Raw genomic sequence first — 16,747 nt, 5'->3', positions numbered from 1 at the left:
GTCAAGGTCAACCGATTTACGGCAGCTCGCCGCTCTCGACCCGCTCGATCGCGCCCTCGACCCAGCCGAGCTGCGAGCGGAGCTGGGCGTTGGCCAGCCGGATGCACTCGTCGATGTGGCGGGGCGCGTCGAAGGACGACTTGGCCTCCAGCGCCCGCTCGGTGGAGGAGACCGCCGCCCGGAGCTGCGTCAGCCGGGCCTCCATGGCGTTGACCAGATCGGCCTTCGGCAGCCGGTCCATGAACGTGAGCGCGACCTGGAAGGGGTCGACGATCGGCTTGATCTCCCACCAGTAGGTGAGGAGCCGCCGCCGGAACTCCTCCCGCCCGTCGCCGGTGATCTCGTAGACGGTCTTGCCGCCCCTGCCGTGCTCGACGACGGTGAGCAGCCCCTCGTCGGCCATCTTGGCCAGCCCGTGGTAGATCGACCCGTAGGCCACGTTGGCCCAGTAGGCGGCCCCCCACAGTTCGAGACGCCGCCGCACCTCATAGCCGTGCAGCGGCCCGTCGAGCAGCGTGCCCAGGATCAGAACCCGTGTGGAGGACATGCTCAAACTTATATACAAGTTTGAGTATCGGGACAAGGTGGTCGGGTGGCCGGCCAGGCGGAGCCGTAACGGAAAGAAGGCCTTCCAACCACGGACGGCGAGAAGGGATGCGCGGCGATCCCTTAACTAAGGTGATCGGCATGAGTGATCGACCTGTCGCCCTGATCACGGGCGGTTCTCGCGGCCTGGGGGCCGCCGTCGCGCGGGCGCTTTCGCCCACCTACGACCTGATCCTCGGCGGCCGGGGTGGCGGGAAGCTCGACGAGATCTGCAAGGAGCTCGACGCGCGGCCGTTCCCGGTCGAGCTGACCGCGATCAACGAGCGCGACGTCGAGGGGCTCGGGCGCATCGACCTGCTCGTGCACAGCGCCGGGGTCGTCTCGCTCGGGCCGGTGGGGGAGACGTCGATCCGCGTCTGGCGGGAGACCTTCGAGGTCAACCTGTTCGCCGTCGCCGAGCTGACCCGGCTGCTGCTGCCCTCGCTCCGGGCGGCGAAGGGGCAGGTCGTGCTGGTCAACTCGGGCGCCGGGCGCAACGGCCACCCCGGCTGGGGTTCCTACGCCGCCAGCAAGTGGGCGCTGCGCGCCTACGCCGACGTGCTGCGCCAGGAGGAGCCCGGCCTGCGGGTCACGACCGTCTATCCGGGGCGGATCGACACCGACATGCAGCGCGGGGTCCGGCGGCAGGAGGGCGGCGACTACGAGCCGCACCGCTACCTGAAGGCCGAATCGGTCGCCGGCGCCGTGGTCGCGGCGGTGACCGCGCCGGCCGACGCCCACGTGACCGAGGTCGTCGTCAGGCCGCGTTAGACACGGCGGCGGGGCGTCCTGCGCGGGTACTGCTTGGCCGTCTCGGCCAGGACCTGGGCGTGTTCGGCCTGCTTGCGCCAGTGGCCGTAGGCGTCGCCGCGCTGGGCCAGCCGGTCGAGCTCGGTCGAGGTGGTCAGCGGGATCAGCGCCGGCTCGGCGTCGCGCCACGGGGTGCCCGGCAGCGGCATGAACGTGTGGGTGTGGATGCGGGCGCCGAGGTCGGCCAGGTCGGAGGCGAGTTTCAGGGACGCCTTCTGGTCGTCTTCGGTCTCGCCCGGCATGCCGAAGATGAAGTCGACGTTGGGGCGGAACCCGAAGTCGATCGCGATCCGGGCCGCGTCGAGGACCGGCGCGGCGCCGTGGCCGCGGCCCGAGGCGGTCAGGATGCGGTCGGAGCCCGACTGGGCGCCGATGATGATGTTGTCGTTGGCGACGTAGCCGCGGAGCATGCGCATCGCCTCGGGCGTCACGTGCTCGGGGCGGATCTCCGACGGGAAGCTGCCGAAGAACACCCGGCCGTTCGCGGGCGCCTCTTCCTTGCAGGCCACCAGCAGCTCCTCGACCCGGTCGAGGTCGGGCTCGGCGGTCTGGCTGCCGTAGCTGAGCGAGGTCGGGGTGATGAACCGCACGTCGCGCAGGCCCCTGGCGGCCATCCGCCGCACGTGGTCGCGCACGCTCTCGATCGAGCGGTGCCGGAACTGGGCTCCGAACATGAACGGGGTCTGGCAGAACTTGCAGGTGTAGCGGCAGCCGCGGGTGATCTCGATGGGACCGGCCCGGCCGGCCGGGAACGAGGGGAAGGCGTCGAGCGGCAGTTGCGGCGCGCCCGGGGTGCGGAGCGCGATGCCGTCGTGGTCGCGGATCGCCAGGCCCGGCACCCTGCGCGGATCGGGTTCGGCGACCAGGGAGATGATCGTGGTCTCGCCCTCGCCGATCGCGGCGACGTCCCAGCCCGCGTCGATCACCTGCTGGGGTTCCGCGGTGGCGTGCACACCGCCCGCGACGTGGATCACGTCGTCTCGGTGGCTGAGCGCCCTGACTTCGGCCAGTTCGGCCGTCATTAACGGGAAATCGGGCGAGTAGAAGGACCAGAGCACCAGAACCCGGCCGGCGTCGGCCTGGCCGATCTGGATCGCCGTCTCTTCGGCGCTGGTGGCGTACCTGACCTCGAAGTTCACCGCTGGAGGCGCGGCTTCCAGGGCCGCCAGCAGGGCGTGCATGCCGTAGGTCACCGCCTTGCGGTAACGGACGACCACGCTGACATCGAAACTCATCGGGTCAGGGTAGCCCTCCCTGGACTGAATGAAGCCATTCAGTAGGGTGGAGGAATGCTGGCGGACATCGAGCAGATCGGCAGAAACCCACGCACCGGGGGCTACCGGCGTGACGCCTGGTCGTCCGCCGACATGGAGTTGCGGGAGTGGTTCACCCACCAAGCCGCGAAACGGGGCCTGACCAGCCACGAAGACCGCAACGGCAACCTGTGGGCGTGGTGGGGGGACCCGTCGGTCCAGGGCCCGGGACTGGTCACGGGGAGTCATCTCGACTCGGTCCGCGAAGGCGGCGCGTTCGACGGGCCGCTCGGCGTGGCGTCCGCGTTCGAGGCGATCGATCTGCTGCGGGGTGACGGATTCCAGCCCGAACGTCCGATCGCGGTCGCCTGCTTCACCGACGAGGAGGGCGCCCGGTTTGGGGTGCCCTGCATCGGGTCGCGGCTGCTGACCGGCGTGCTCGACCCCGACCGCGCCCGGAGCCTGCGCGACGACCAGGGCCAGAGCCTCGCCGACGTGCTGCGGGCCCGGGGCCGCGAGCCGGGCCACCTCGGCCGCGACGACGAGACCCTCGCCCGCGTCGGGGTCTTCGTGGAACTCCACGTCGAGCAGGGCCGCGCCCTGGAGGCCCCGGTCGGGGTGGCCAGCGCCATCTGGCCGCACGGACGCTGGCGCTTCGACTTCCGCGGTACGGCCGATCACGCCGGCACCACCGCCTTCGAAGACCGCGACGACCCGATGCTCGCCTACGCCCACGCCGTGCTGGCCGCCCGCACCCAGGCCGAGGCCCACGGCGTGCGCGCCACCTTCGGCAAGGTCCGGGTCGAGCCCAACAACGCCAACGCGATCCCGTCGCTGGTCACCGCCTGGCTCGACGCCCGGGGCCCGGAGACCGGGGCGGTCCGCTCCCTGGTCGCCCAGCTCGCCGCCGACGCCGAGGTCACCGAGGAGTCGTGGACGCCCGAGGTCACCTTCGACGAGGTGCTGCGCCTGCGCGTCGCCTGCCTGGCCGGGCTCGACGGCCATCCCGCGCCGATCCTGCCGACCGCCGCCGGGCACGACGCCGGGATCCTGGCCTCCGCCGGGGTGCCGACCGCGATGTTGTTCGTCCGCAACCCCACCGGGGTCTCCCACGCGCCCGGCGAGTTCGCCGAACCCCGCGACTGCGTCTCCGGCGTGATCGCGCTGGCCGCCGTGCTGGCCGACCTGAGCGGCGGCGGGTCCTGATGGAGACGTACTGGTGCGAGCTGGCCCTGGTCGGCGGCGCGGTCGCCGAAGGGGTGCGGATCGACGTCGAGGGCCGCCGGATCTGCGAGGTGACGCCGGGCGCGCCGCGGAGCGGCGAGATCCTCGAAGGCCTGACCATCCCCGGCATGGCCAACGCCCACTCCCACGCCTTCCACCGCGCCCTGCGCGGCCACACCCAGGCCGGCCGGGGCAGCTTCTGGACCTGGCGCGAGCAGATGTACGCCGTCGCCGGCCGCCTCGACCCCGACACCTATCACCGGCTGGCCCGCGCCGCCTACGCCGAGATGGCCCTGGCCGGGATCACGGCGGTGGGGGAGTTCCACTACCTCCACCACGGCCCCGGCGGCGTCCCCTACGGCGACCCCAACGAGATGGGCCACGCCCTCGTCAGGGCCGCCCGCGAGGCGGGGGTCCGGCTGACCCTGCTCGACACCTGTTATCTGAGCGGCGGCTTCGGCGCTCCCCTGGAAGGGGCGCAGACCCGGTTCGGCGACGGCACCGTCCACGCGTGGGCCGAGCGCGCCGACCGGCTCGCCGGGGCCTACGCCGGGGCCGACGACGTCGAGATCGGCGCCGCCATCCACTCGGTGCGGGCCATGCGCCCCGAGCAGATGCCCACCGTGGTCGAGTTCAGCCACCACCACGCCGGGCCGCTGCACGCCCACGTCTCCGAGCAGCTCGCCGAGAACGAGCAGTGCGTCGCCGCCTACGCCGCCTCCCCGGTCCGTGTCCTGCACGAGGCCGGCGCGCTCGGCCCGAGGTCGACGGCCGTGCACGCCACCCACGTCTCCGACGCGGACGTCGCCCTCCTCGGCGGCTCGGGCACCCACGTCTGCGTCTGCCCGACCACCGAACGCGACCTGGCCGACGGCATCTGCGCCACCCGTCGCCTCCACACCGCCGGGAGCCCCATCACGCTCGGCTCCGACAGCCACGCCGTGGTCGACCTGTTCGAGGAGGCCCGCGCCGTCGAGCTGGGCGAGCGCATCGTCAGCGGCGAACGCGGCCACTGGCGGGCCGACGAACTGCTCACCGCCGCCACCCTGGCCGGCCACACCTCCCTCGGCTTCCCCGACGGGGGCCAGCTCTGCCCGGGGGCCTGGGCCGACCTGGTCACGGTGAGGCTCGACTCGGTCCGTACGGCCGGCGCGACCGCCCGTACGGCAGTGGAATCGGTGGTGTTCGCGGCGACCGGCGCCGACGTCGTGTCCGTCGTGTCGGGCGGACGGCGGATCGTCGACTCCGGCCGTCACGTGATCGGCGAGGTGGGCCACCTGCTGCGCGACGCCATCGGCGCGGTCCGCGGCTGACGTGATTGCGAGTGGTGAATGAGCACGACGCTCTTCTCTGACATCGGGCTGCTCTTCACGGCCGACGGCGACCGGGAGGAGATCGCCGAGGCGGCGGTGGTGGTCGACGGCGCCGAGATCGCCTGGGTGGGCGAGACCGCCCGCGCCCCGGCCGCCGACCACCGCGTCGACGTCCGCGGCCGGGCCGTGATCCCCGGGTTCGTCGACAGCCACGCCCACCTGGTCTTCGCGGGCGACCGTACGGCCGAGTTCGCCGCCCGGATGGCCGGGGAGCGCTACACCGCCGGGGGCATCCGGACCACGGTCGCCGCGACGAGGGCGGCGACCACCCCGGAGCTGGCCGCCCGGACCGCCGGGCTGGTCCACGAGATGACCGTCCAGGGCACCACCACCGTCGAGATCAAGAGCGGCTACGGACTGACGACCGGCGACGAGAAGCGCTCCCTGGAGGTGGCGCGGGCGTTCACCGGGGAGTCGACCTTCCTGGGCGCCCACGTCGTGCCGCCCGGGACCGACGCCGACGAGTACACCCGCCTGGTCGCCGGTCCGATGCTCGCCGCCTGCGCCCCCCACGCCAAGTGGATCGACGTCTTCTGCGAGCGCGGGGCCTTCGACGAGGCCCAGAGCCGCGAGATCCTCACCGCCGGGAAGGCGGCCGGGCTGGGCGTGCGGGTGCACGCCAACCAGCTCGGCGAGGGCCCCGGCGTGCGGCTGGCCTGCGAGCTCGGCGCGGCCTCGGCCGACCACTGCACCCACCTCACCCCCGAGGACGTCGGCATGCTGGCCGACGCCGGGGTGGTGGCCACCCTTCTCCCCGGGGCCGAGTTCTCCACCCGCTCGCCCTATCCGGAGGCCCGCCGGCTGCTCGACGCCGGGGTCACGGTGGCGCTGGCGACCGACTGCAACCCCGGTTCCTCGTTCACCTCGTCGATGCCGTTCTGCGTGGCGCTGGCCGTACGCGAGATGGGCATGACCCCGGCCGAGGCGGTCCGGGCCGCCACGGCGGGCGGGGCGGCGGCGCTGCGCCGCGCCGACGTCGGCGTGATCCGGCCGGGCGCGCGGGCCGACCTGGTCATCCTCGAAGCGGCCTCGTATGTGCACCTGGCCTACCGCCCCGGTGTCCCGCTGGTCACCCAGGTGTGGCAGGCCGGTCGGCGGGTAGTGTGAGATTTCGCGATAAAGAGATGCGCATCCTCCTATAGGAGGAATCGAAAACCATTCTGCTGGCGTATCTCTTGAGGGAATCTTTGCCCTGATCCAGCCGTTGGCACGTTCAGGACGAGGGTGTTCGCGCTGCGGAACGAGGTGCCTTGAATGGCGACGGGGAACAGGACGCAGGAAGTCGCGGATCGTGATCTGCTGGGAACCTACCTGGCGGAGATCGGGCGTGTTCCGCTCCTGAGCGCAGAGCAGGAGGTCGAGCTCGCCAAGCGGATCGAGGCGGGGCTGTTCGCCGAGCAACTGCTCGACACGGGCGACCCGGAGCCGAAGGTCTCCGACGCGCTCGACGAGGAACTCGAACGGATAGCGGTCTCGGGGCGCCGCGCCAAAGACGAGTTCATCCAGGCGAACCTGCGCCTGGTGGTGGCGGTGGCCCGGAAATACTCCGGGCGGGGAATGCCGCTCATCGATTTGGTGCAAGAGGGGAACCTGGGCCTGGTGAGGGCGGTCGAGAAATTCGATTACCGCCGGGGTTACAAGTTTTCGACCTATGCGACGTGGTGGATCCGCCAGTCCGTGGGCCGGGCCATCCACGAGCAGGCCCGTCCGGTGCGCCTGCCCACCCACGCCGGCGAGCAGATGACCCGCCTCATGCGGGTGCGCCGCGACATGCTGGCCGAGTTCGACGCCGAGCCGACCGACGACGACCTCGCGAACGTGCTCGACCTGCCGATCGAGCGGGTCCGCGAGCTGCGCCGCTGGGCCTCCGACCCGGTGTCGCTGCAACTGGGCGTGGGCGACGAGGACGAGACCGAACTGGGCGACATGATCGCCGACGAGTCGTGGGCCGACCCCGAGGAGCAGGCCCTGGCCACCCTCGACCGCGAGCGCCTGGAACACTGGCTGACCGGCCTGGAGGGTCAGGCCAGCGAGATGCTGCGCTGGCGTTACGGCCTGGTCGACGGGCGTGAACACACGCTGACCGAAGTGGGCGAGAGATACGGCATCGGCCGCGACCGGGCCCGCCGCCTGGAACGCGACGCGCTGGCCCGCCTCCGGAAGATGGCCCACGCCGCCGCGTAGTCTTACCAGCTCATGAAGCGCCTGCCGGTTTACCGGCGGGCGCTTTTTTGGTGTACGTAGCGTCCGAAACACGCCCGAAACACCGCTGTGGCGAGTTTCACAGATGTGAAACATGCAGGGTCGCGACCTGAAACGGCGGAAGAACACCCTGGCGTGCACGGGAGAGGTGGCCGGGCGCAAAGTGACGGCTCATCTCTCAACCCCGACTACGTCAGTGCGCGAGCCGGTCGATGACGCCCTAGGTGAAGCCCACTGCGCAAGTGATAACCGGCCACACGCCAATTGGAAGGAGGGTCGCATCGAATGAAGATCGATAGCGGCTCCACTGCCTGGATGCTCGTGAGCACGGCGCTCGTGCTGCTCATGACTCCGGGACTCGCGTTCTTCTATGGGGGCATGACCAGGGCGAAGAGCGTCCTGAACATGATGATGATGTCGTTCGTGGCCATCATCACGGTGACGATCGCATGGGTCGCCTACGGCTACTCCCTCGCGTTCGACGCCACTGATGGCATCTTGAACAAGTTCGTCGGCGGGCTCGACAACATCGGGCTGATGGGCGTCAACGAGGCTGCCTACAACGACACCTTCCCCATGATGGTGTTCGCCGCGTTCCAGCTGACCTTCGCGATCATCACGGTCGCCCTGATCAGCGGTGCGATCGCCGACCGCGCCAAGTTCGGCGCGTGGGTGGTCTTCACCGTCGTCTGGGCCACCATCGTCTACTTCCCCGTCGCCCACTGGGTGTGGGGTGGCGGCTGGCTGACCGAGCTCGGCATCGAGGACTTCGCGGGCGGCACGGTCGTCCACATCAACGCCGGTGCCGCCGCTCTGGCCCTGGCGCTGGTCCTCGGCAAGCGCTCGGGCTGGCGCAAGGAGCCGATGCGTCCGCACAACCTGACGCTGGTCCTCCTCGGCACCGGTCTCCTGTGGTTCGGCTGGTTCGGCTTCAACGCGGGCTCCGAGCTCGCCGCCGACGCCACCGCCGGTCTTGCCTTCATGAACACCCAGGTCGCCACGGCCATCGCGGCCGGCGCCTGGCTCGTGGTGGAGAAGCTGCGCGACGGGCACGCGACCACCCTCGGTGTCGCCTCCGGCGCCGTGGCCGGTCTGGTCGCGATCACCCCCGCGTGTGGTTTCGTCGACGTCTGGGCCGCCGCCCTCATCGGTCTGCTCGCCGGTGCGGTCTGCGCCTGGGCCGTGGGCCTCAAGTACAAGTTCGGCTTCGACGACTCCCTCGACGTGGTCGGCGTGCACCTGGTCGGCGGTGTCATCGGCGCCGTGGCGCTGGGCTTCGTCGCCAAGTACCCCTTCCTCGACGGCCAGGAGGAGGGCCTGATCTACACGGGCAGCCTCCGCCAGCTGGGCCTCCAGGTCCTCGGCCCGGTCGTCGTGGGTCTGTACTCCTTCATCCTGACCTATGTCATCGGTAAGGTGATCGACAAGACCATGGGCTTCCGGATCGCTCAGGAAGACGAGGTCACCGGCATCGACATCACCACTCACGCCGAGACCGGTTACGACCTCGGCACCATCCACTCCTCGGGCGTGTCCTCGCTCAACGGGCCGGCCGTTCCGGCTGAGGCGAAGAAGGTGGACGCATGAAGCTGATCACGGCCATCATCAAGCCGTTCAAGCTCGACGACGTCAAGGCGGCGCTGGAGCAGTTCGGCGTCAAGGGCATCACGATCAGTGAGGCCAGCGGCTACGGCCGCCAGAAGGGCCACACCGAGGTCTACCGCGGCGCCGAATACCAGGTCGACCTGGTTCCCAAGGTGCGCGTCGAGGTGCTGACCGAGGAGGACGACGCCGAAGACGTCATCGACGTCATCGTCAAGGCCGCCCAGACCGGCAAGATCGGTGACGGCAAGGTCTGGTCGGTCCCCGTGGACACGGTCGTGAGAGTCCGTACCGGGGAACGCGGCCCGGAGGCGCTGTAACCGGATGATGAGAGGGGAAGCTCGCTCGTTCGCCGCCGCCCGTAAGGAACGGGCGGCGGACATCGACAGGTGGCTCACGGATCTGCTCCGGACCGCCGTCAGTCAGCGGAACGGAAAGGGCGGGCTCCTCGACCCCGAGACACGCGGCCCCGATTCCCGGGGTGCAGAGCGCGGCCCCCTCACCGGGGTCGCGCTCGTCGCGGTCGGGAGCCTGGGGCGCGGGGAGCTGGCGCCCGGCAGCGATCTCGACCTGGTCCTGCTCCACAACGGGCGCGACGACGTCGCCCAGATCGCCGACCGGATCTGGTATCCCATCTGGGACTCCGGGGTCGGCCTCGACCACTCGGTCCGGACCGTCGACGAGGCCGTCAAGGTCTCGCGCGAGGACCTCAAGGCCGTGCTCGGCCTGATCCAGGCCCGCCACGTCGCGGGCGACCCCGAGCTGACCCGCGCCGCGCGCGAGGCGGTGCTCGCCGAATGGCGGTCCGACTCCCGGCGCCGGCTGGCCGAGTTGCGGGAGTCCGCCGACAAGCGCGCCGACTCCTCCGGCGAGCTGGCCTTCCTGCTCGAACCCGACCTCAAGGACGCCCGCGGCGGGATCCGCGACGTCCAGGCGATGCAGGCCGTGGCCGCCGCCTGGGTCGCCTCCGCGCCCGGCCCCCGCGTCCGGGAGGCCCACGAACTGCTGCTCGACATCCGCCACGGGCTCCACCTGGTGACCGCGCGCGGCACCGACCGCCTGGTGCTCCAGGAACAGGACGCCGTGGCGGGCACCCTCGGGCTGCTCGACGCCGAGGCGCTGATGCGCCGCCTGGCCGAGGCAGGGCGCACGATCGCCCACTCCTTCGACGCGACGTGGCGTACCGTCGACCGGCTGTTGTCCGGGCCGGCGCCGCGCGGGCGGCGGCCACTGGCCGACGGCGTCGTCGAACACGGGGGAGAGGTCGTGCTGGCGCGTGGGGTCAACCCGCGCAACGACCCCGTCCTGGTGCTGCGGGCCGCCGCCGCGGCGGCCGAGGCGGGGCTGCCGCTGGCGCCCGCCACGGTGACCACGCTGGCCGCGCAGTCGCCGGCGCTGCCGGTGCCCTGGCCCGACGAGGCGCGCGACGCGCTGGTGGGGCTGCTCGGGGCCGGGCGCGCGGCCGTGCCCGTCTGGGAGGAGCTCGACCAGGCGGGGGTGCTGGTACGCCTGATCCCCGACTGGGAGCGGGTCCGCCACCGGCCGCAGCGCAACCCGATCCACACCTACACGGTCGACCGGCACCTGATCGAGACCGTCGCCGGGGCCGCCGCGTTCACCCGCGAGGTGGCCCGGCCCGACCTGCTGCTCATCGGCGCGCTGCTGCACGACATCGGCAAGGGCTGGCCCGGCGACCACTCGACCACCGGTGAGGTGGTCGTCCGCGACATCGCCGCCCGCATGGGGCTGCCGCCCGCCGACGTCGAGGTGCTGGCCACGATGGTGCGTCACCACCTGCTGCTGCCCGAGACCGCGACCCGGCGCGACCTCGACGACCCGGTGACGATCTCCCGGGTGGCCGAGGCGGTCGGCTCCCACGAGGTGCTCGAACTGCTCGCCGCCCTGGCCGTGGCCGACGGCCTGGCCACCGGCCCGGCCGCCTGGAACTCCTGGAAGGCCAACCTGGTCTCCGACCTGGTCAGACGGGTCAGGTCGGCGCTGGCGGGCACTCCGCCCGTGCCCGCTCCCGCGTTGTCGGCCGAACAGGCGTCGCTGGCCCGGCACGGCGGCGGGGCGATCCGCGTCAACGGGGGCGCGGTCACCGTGGTCGCGCCCGATCGGCCCGGCCTGCTCTGGCGGGCCGCCGGGGTGCTGGCCGCCCACCGCATGGTCGTGCGGTCGGCGTCGGCGGCCTCGGCCGGGTCGACGGCCGTCATCGAGTTCGCGGTGGTGCCCGAATACGGCTCCCCGCCCGACCCCGCCACGCTGGAGGCCGACCTGCGCCTGGTGCTCGCCGGGCGCCTCGACATCGAACAGCGGCTGGCCCGCCGCACCCGCTCGCTGCGCCCGCCCCGCGTGCCGGTCGCGCCGCCCCGGGTGACCCTGGTCGACGACGCCTCGAACACCGCGACCGTCGTCGAGGTCCGCGCCCACGACCGGCCCGGCCTGCTGTGGAAGATCGGCCGCGCCTTCGGCGACTGCGGCCTGGACGTGAAGGCGGCCAGAGTGGAGACCCTGGGAGCGGAGGCGGTCGACGTCTTCTACGTCGTCGACCGCGCCGGACGCCCCATCACCGACGACGTGCAACGTGGCCAGGTGAGGGAGCACGTCCTTTCCGCGCTGCGCTGATCGGACGTGTTCTCCAGGGAGCCTGTCCTTTTCTGCCTGGTTGATCATGTTTGAGTGCTTCAGTCCACTTACCACTTGGTAACGATTGTGTCCTCGGCGATGGGTAACCCCGTGGCTGATCATGACCTTGTGGTCGAATTGTGCCCGCTTGTATGGCTATGTCACTTCGCGCTGTCAGGAGCGTGAAGGGCTTTTTGTCAAGTACGAATGGCGGGGGCCGGTGTCCACTCACAAGCGGGCAAGCCGTTTCGCGCTGCGCAACTGGCGTGTGCCCACAAGGCTCACTGCGCTGATCCTCGCGCCGACGCTCATCGCGGTCATCCTGGCCGGCATGCGGGTCGTCGGCTCAGTAGACAGCCTCTCCGCCTACGAGCGGACGGCGACCGCGGCCGAATACGCCGGTCGCCTGCGTGAGCTCGCGCAGCAACTGGCGGCCGAACGCGACCACAAGGCCTGGCTCGACGGCCTGGTCGGCGTGCAGAGCGCGCTGCGCAACGCCGACGAGACGATCCGCCAGCACCAGGACACGCTGTCCAAACAGAAACTGGTCGTCGACGGCCTGATCAAGACGTCCTCGGCCGATCTCCGCGCCCTCGACGAGTCGTTCGGGCCGCGTGTCGTCGAGGACGCCCGCCAGGTGCTCAACCGCCTGGAGACGGTGGCCGACAGCCACGCCGCCGAACGCGACGACGACCCGAGGACCTCGGTCTTCTTCGAGTACGGCCCGACCATCGCCACCGTCCTGCGCCTGCACGACGACCTCGGCGAGCTCAGCGACGACCCCGGCGTCGTCTCCTCGTCGCGTGCGCTGAGCGCGCTCGCCCACGTCAAGGACGAGGCCTCGCAGCAGCGGGCCATCATGGTCGGCGAGCTCCTGGAGCCCCGCCAGTCGTTCACCCCCGACGACCTCCAGCGTTTCCTGGGCTCGTGGTCGCGGCAGGAGACGTACGAGAGCGCCTTCAACGCCGAGGCGAACACGGCCCAGTTCCAGGCCTTCCACGCCGCCCGGATCAGCAAGGCGAGCACCGACGTCGAGATGGCCAAGGCCTGGGCGGTCGCCCTCGGCTCGCGCAACCAGCCGCTGAAGCCGATCCCCGGCCGGGTGCTGACCGCGCAGGACTGGTTCCGCGACAACGGCACCGTGCTCGACGCGATCTCCGGGGTCGAGACCCAGGTGGCGACCGCGCTGCGGTCCCGCGCCGACGACCTGCGCTCGACCGAGCGCCGCAGCGCCATCGTGGCCGGCGCGCTCATCCTCGCGCTGATCCTGCTGGTCCTGGTGACGACCGTGCTGATCGCCCGCTCGATGGTGCGCCCGCTGCGGCGGCTGCGCGCCGAGGCGCTGGAGATCGCGGGCAGCCGGCTGCCGGAGATCGTGCGCCGCATGCGCGAGTCGGAGACCGGCGACACCTCCCCGGCGGTGCAGCCCATCGCGGTCGACAACCAGGACGAGATCGGCGAGGTCGCCCAGGCCTTCGACGAGGTCCACCTCCAGGCGGTCAAGCTGGCGGGCGAGGAGTCGCGGCTGCGCAACAACGTCAACGCGATGTTCGTCAACCTGTCGCGGCGCACCCAGACCCTGGTCGAACGCCAGATCTCGCTGATCGACGGCCTGGAGCGGGGCGAGCAGGACGGCGCCCGCCTGGCCGACCTGTTCAAGCTCGACCACCTGGCCACCCGCATGCGCCGCAACTCCGAGAACCTGCTGGTTCTGGCCGGGCACGAGACCGCGCGCAAGCGCAGCTCCCCGGCCCGGCTCGTGGACGTCGTGCGCGCCTCGTTGTCGGAGGTCGAGGACTACGAGCGGGTGACCGTGCGGGTCCACCGCTCGCCGGCCATCGCCGGGCACGCCGCCAACGACGTCGTCCACCTGGTGGCCGAGCTGGTCGAGAACGCCATCTCGTTCTCGCCGCCCAGCACCAAGGTCATCGTGTCGAGCAGCCCCATCGAGGGCGGCGCGGTGCTGCTGGCCATCACCGACAACGGCATGGGCCTGAGCCCCGACGAGCTGCTGGAGATCAACACCCGGCTGGCCGAGCCGCCCGTCGTGGACGTCTCGGTCTCCCGCCGCATGGGCCTGTTCGTGGTCGGCCGCCTGGCCGGACGCCACGGCATCCGGGTCCAGCTCCGGCGCGGCGACAGCACCGGCATCATCGCGATGGTGCTGTTCCCGGCCGAGCTCATCAGCAACGCCGACGCCCCCGCCCAGCCCCCGCAGCAGCCCCAGGTGACCCGGCCCCGCCCGGAACTCCCCACGGGCCCGCTGCCCGCCGTCTCGACCGGCCCCTTCACCGCCGGGCCCGGCCCCGTCACCACGGGCCCGATCAGCACGGGCCCGATCAGCACGGGCTCCTTCGGCACGGGCCCCCACCCGACCGGCCCCGTCCCGGCCGGACCGGGCGGGCTGCCGCAGCGCAAGCCGCCGTCGCCCCGCACTCCGGCGGACGACTCGTTCACGTCGCCCGGCGGCCGGGTGCCCCGCCAGAGCCAGCCCCCGGGCGGGACGTTCCCCGGCTTCGAACGCCGCCACCCCACGAACCCGACGAACCCGACCGGCCCGACGAACCCGACCGGCCCGACCGGCCCGACCGGCTCGGCCAACTCGACCGGCCCGATCGGCCCGATCGGCTCCACGAGCGCGACCGGCCCGATCGCCCGGACCGGGCAGCCGGGCCCGGCCGGGCCCGACGGCGCTGGTGGCGGCGGTGGCCCTGCTGGTCCCGGCGGTGCGTTGGGTCTCGGCGGTCCTGGCGGCTCTCATGGCGTGGGTGGCCCTGCTGGTTCCGGCGGTGCGTTGGGTCTCGGCGGTCCTGGCGGCTCTCATGGCGCTAGTGGTCCCGCTGGTCCCGGCGGTGCGGCGCGTCCAGGCGGTCCTGCGGGTTCCGGTGGTCTCGGCGGTTCGGCCGGGCAGACCGGGCGGTCGCGGTCGGCGGCCGGGGACACGCGGCCGACGCCGCTCGCGCCGCCGTTCACCGAGCACTCGGGCGCGTTTCCCGTCCTCGGGGCGCCCGCCGGTGCGCCGCCGATCGGGCGGCCGGTGGCGGACACGCCGCTGGAGCGGGGCGACGAGTTCCTGCCGATCTTCGCGTCGGTCGAGTCGTCGGCCTGGTTCACCCGGCCGGAACCGCCCGCTGCTCCTGGGGCTCCAGATGCGCCTGTGACGCCTGGGACGTCTCCGTGGGGGCGGCATGCCGATCAGGGCTTCCAGGCGGCCCGTGCGGCCAACGAACCGGCCTCGGGGGGCGTCACACAGTCGGGGCTCCCGAAGCGGACGCCTCGTGCCAATCTGGTGCCAGGTTCCGTCGGGACGCAGCCCCAGGGCGCGCCGCCGCCGGAGCCGCCCCGGCCCCAGGTGTCGCCCGAGGCCGTACGCGACCGGTTGTCCAGTCTCCAGCAGGGCGTACGCCGAGGGCGGGCCGAAAGGACGCAGGAAGGCACGGGTAATGAGGAGGAGGGCTCGTGACTGAGCTCAGCGTCGACGTCAGCAGGTTCGACTGGCTGATCACCGACTTCGTGAGCGGCACCCCGGGGGTGGCGCACGCGGTGGTGGTCTCGGCCGACGGCCTGCGCCTGGCCCACTCCCACGGGTTCCCGCCCGACCGGGCCGACCAGCTCGCCGCGGTGGCGGCCGGCCTGGCCTCTCTGACCACCGGCGCCTCCCGGGTGTTCGAGGGCGGTTCGGTCCGGCAGACCGTCGTGGAGATGCAGCGCGGACTGCTCATGGTGATGTCGATCAGTGACGGTTCGGCCCTCGCGGTGATGGCGTCACACGATTGTGATCTGGGCCTTGTGGCGTACCAGATGACCCTTCTGGTGGAGCGCGCCGGACAGGCGCTGACCCCGGCTCTGCGTGCCGAACTGCACTCGGCGCGGCGGTGATGCCCGATGCGCGCGGGTGAGGGGACCGAGGACGAACCCCTTTTCCGTCCTTACGCCGTCACCGGAGGACGCGCCGAGCCGCGTTACCATCTGGCGATGGAGACGCTGGTCTCCACGGCGACCATGATGGGCGATGACTACTCCCTGCTCGGCCCCGAGCAGGAGGCGATCATGACGCTCTGCCGATCCGTGCGATCGGTCGCGGAGATCTCCGCGCTGCTCCGGGTCCCCCTCGGGGTGGCGCGGGTGCTGATCGCCGACATGGCCGACGAAGGGCTGGTGCGACTGCACATGCCACAGCTCATCAGCTCGGGTCAGCCCGACCTTAACTTGCTCGAAAGGGTGCTCAGTGGACTTCGCAGGCTCTAGTCGCGGCCTGACCTCGACGAAGATCGTCGTGGCGGGTGGTTTCGGCGTGGGCAAGACGACGTTCGTCGGCGCCGTCTCGGAGATCCTTCCGCTGACGACCGAGGCCGTCATGACCGACGCCAGCGCGGGGATCGACGACCTCGGGCTCACGCCGGAGAAGACGACCACCACGGTCGCCATGGACTTCGGTCGTCTCTCGCTCGATCAGGACCTCATCCTTTACCTGTTCGGAACCCCCGGGCAGCACAGGTTCTGGTTCATGTGGGACGATCTGGTCCGCGGCGCGATCGGCGCGGTCGTTCTGGTCGACAGCCGCAGGCTTGCCGACAGCTTCCCGGCGATCGACTACTTCGAGGAGGCGCAGCTTCCGTTCGTCGTGGCGCTGAACGGGTGGGACGGCGTGTTCATGCACGCCGAGGAGCAGATTCGCGAGGCTCTGTCGCTGCAGCCGCACGTGCCCATCGTGCGGACGGACGCGCGGTCCCGCGAAGCCGTCAAGTCCACCCTGATCACCCTTGTTGAGTACGTACTGACCGTGCGTTCCGCATACGGTCGGCAATACTGATCGGGAACAATCCGCACCTCACGGGCATTGAGGGCCATCTGTCCCCGGCAGGTGGCCCATGTTTTTGTCCGGGTTGTGGTGGTTTGTTGATGTTTGAGAGTTGGAGTCCCATTTCACTTGTTGACAGGATGCTGAAGCATCCTTCAAATCGAAGTGTGAACGTCCAGCTAACAATGTCCTGAAAAGTCTTGATCTGTGTTGATACGTGCTGCAACACTCCCCCTTTGGTCTGCCCCCCTGCAGACCCTCAGGCAAAT

General features: G+C 71.3%; 14 protein-coding genes. 12 read left to right on the top strand and 2 right to left on the bottom strand.

All coding sequences use genetic code 11. From position 1 onward, the window contains the following. Positions 1 to 16: 16 nt before the first annotated feature. The gene (locus AW273_RS00520) at positions 17 to 547 is read right to left on the bottom strand and encodes a PadR family transcriptional regulator (protein WP_062344089.1); all 531 of its coding nucleotides are present in this window, start codon (positions 545 to 547) and stop codon (positions 17 to 19) included. 140 nt (positions 548 to 687) lie between these two features. Here AW273_RS00520 and AW273_RS00515 point away from each other — a divergent pair, with 140 nt between their 5' ends. Then, the gene (locus tag AW273_RS00515) at positions 688 to 1,356 is read left to right on the top strand and encodes an SDR family oxidoreductase (protein WP_062345330.1); all 669 of its coding nucleotides are present in this window, start codon (positions 688 to 690) and stop codon (positions 1,354 to 1,356) included. Here AW273_RS00515 and AW273_RS00510 read toward each other — a convergent pair. Next, complete coding sequence (locus tag AW273_RS00510; RefSeq protein ID WP_062344088.1) at positions 1,353 to 2,630, bottom strand: TIGR04013 family B12-binding domain/radical SAM domain-containing protein; 1,278 nt, start codon at positions 2,628 to 2,630, stop codon at positions 1,353 to 1,355. The genes AW273_RS00515 and AW273_RS00510 overlap by 4 nt on opposite strands. A gap of 54 nt (positions 2,631 to 2,684) precedes the next feature. Between AW273_RS00510 and AW273_RS00505 the strand changes: the two genes are divergently transcribed. The 11 genes from AW273_RS00505 (at position 2,685) to AW273_RS00455 (ending at position 16,490) form a co-directional block, all read left to right on the top strand. Next, the gene (locus AW273_RS00505) at positions 2,685 to 3,854 is read left to right on the top strand and encodes an allantoate amidohydrolase (protein ID WP_062344086.1); all 1,170 of its coding nucleotides are present in this window, start codon (positions 2,685 to 2,687) and stop codon (positions 3,852 to 3,854) included. Continuing rightward, on the top strand, positions 3,854 to 5,185 hold the full coding sequence (locus tag AW273_RS00500) for a formimidoylglutamate deiminase (RefSeq protein WP_062344084.1): 1,332 nt from the start codon (positions 3,854 to 3,856) through the stop codon (positions 5,183 to 5,185). The genes AW273_RS00505 and AW273_RS00500 overlap by 1 nt, the downstream gene beginning before the upstream one ends. Before the next feature lie 18 nt (positions 5,186 to 5,203). Beyond that, on the top strand, positions 5,204 to 6,352 hold the full coding sequence (gene hutI, locus AW273_RS00495; protein ID WP_062344082.1) for an imidazolonepropionase: 1,149 nt from the start codon (positions 5,204 to 5,206) through the stop codon (positions 6,350 to 6,352). A 147-nt stretch (positions 6,353 to 6,499) separates the two neighbouring features. After that, positions 6,500 to 7,429 carry a sigma-70 family RNA polymerase sigma factor gene (locus AW273_RS00490; protein WP_030455637.1) on the top strand — a complete coding sequence of 310 codons (930 nt, stop codon included), beginning with the start codon at positions 6,500 to 6,502 and terminating at the stop codon, positions 7,427 to 7,429. Between the two features lie 303 nt (positions 7,430 to 7,732). Continuing rightward, positions 7,733 to 9,034, top strand: coding sequence for an ammonium transporter (locus AW273_RS00485; RefSeq protein WP_062344080.1), 1,302 nt, complete (start codon positions 7,733 to 7,735; stop codon positions 9,032 to 9,034). Next, positions 9,031 to 9,369 (top strand): P-II family nitrogen regulator, encoded by a 339-nt coding sequence (locus AW273_RS00480; protein WP_030455639.1) that lies wholly within the window; start codon positions 9,031 to 9,033, stop codon positions 9,367 to 9,369. The genes AW273_RS00485 and AW273_RS00480 overlap by 4 nt, the downstream gene beginning before the upstream one ends. 7 nt (positions 9,370 to 9,376) lie before the next feature. After that, entirely contained in the window at positions 9,377 to 11,677 is a 2,301-nt protein-coding gene (locus tag AW273_RS00475; RefSeq protein ID WP_062345328.1) for a [protein-PII] uridylyltransferase, read from the top strand. A 220-nt stretch (positions 11,678 to 11,897) separates the two neighbouring features. After that, positions 11,898 to 15,140: a nitrate- and nitrite sensing domain-containing protein gene (locus AW273_RS38990; protein ID WP_062344078.1), complete on the top strand. Its 3,243-nt coding sequence runs from the start codon at positions 11,898 to 11,900 to the stop codon at positions 15,138 to 15,140. Further along, entirely contained in the window at positions 15,137 to 15,556 is a 420-nt protein-coding gene (locus tag AW273_RS00465; RefSeq protein WP_062344076.1) for a roadblock/LC7 domain-containing protein, read from the top strand. Before AW273_RS38990 ends, AW273_RS00465 begins: the two co-directional genes overlap by 4 nt. Positions 15,557 to 15,562: 6 nt before the next feature. After that, complete coding sequence (locus tag AW273_RS00460) at positions 15,563 to 15,925, top strand: DUF742 domain-containing protein (RefSeq protein ID WP_030455643.1); 363 nt, start codon at positions 15,563 to 15,565, stop codon at positions 15,923 to 15,925. After that, positions 15,906 to 16,490, top strand: a complete 585-nt coding sequence (locus AW273_RS00455) for a GTP-binding protein (RefSeq protein WP_030455644.1) — start codon at positions 15,906 to 15,908, stop codon at positions 16,488 to 16,490. The genes AW273_RS00460 and AW273_RS00455 overlap by 20 nt, the downstream gene beginning before the upstream one ends. Positions 16,491 to 16,747 lie beyond the last annotated feature (257 nt).

This window comes from Herbidospora yilanensis (assembly GCF_001570565.1).
GTDB lineage: Bacteria > Actinomycetota > Actinomycetes > Streptosporangiales > Streptosporangiaceae > Herbidospora > Herbidospora yilanensis.
The sequence above is the reverse complement of the archived record's forward strand: the minus strand, read 5'-3'. Positions and strand labels throughout refer to the sequence as shown.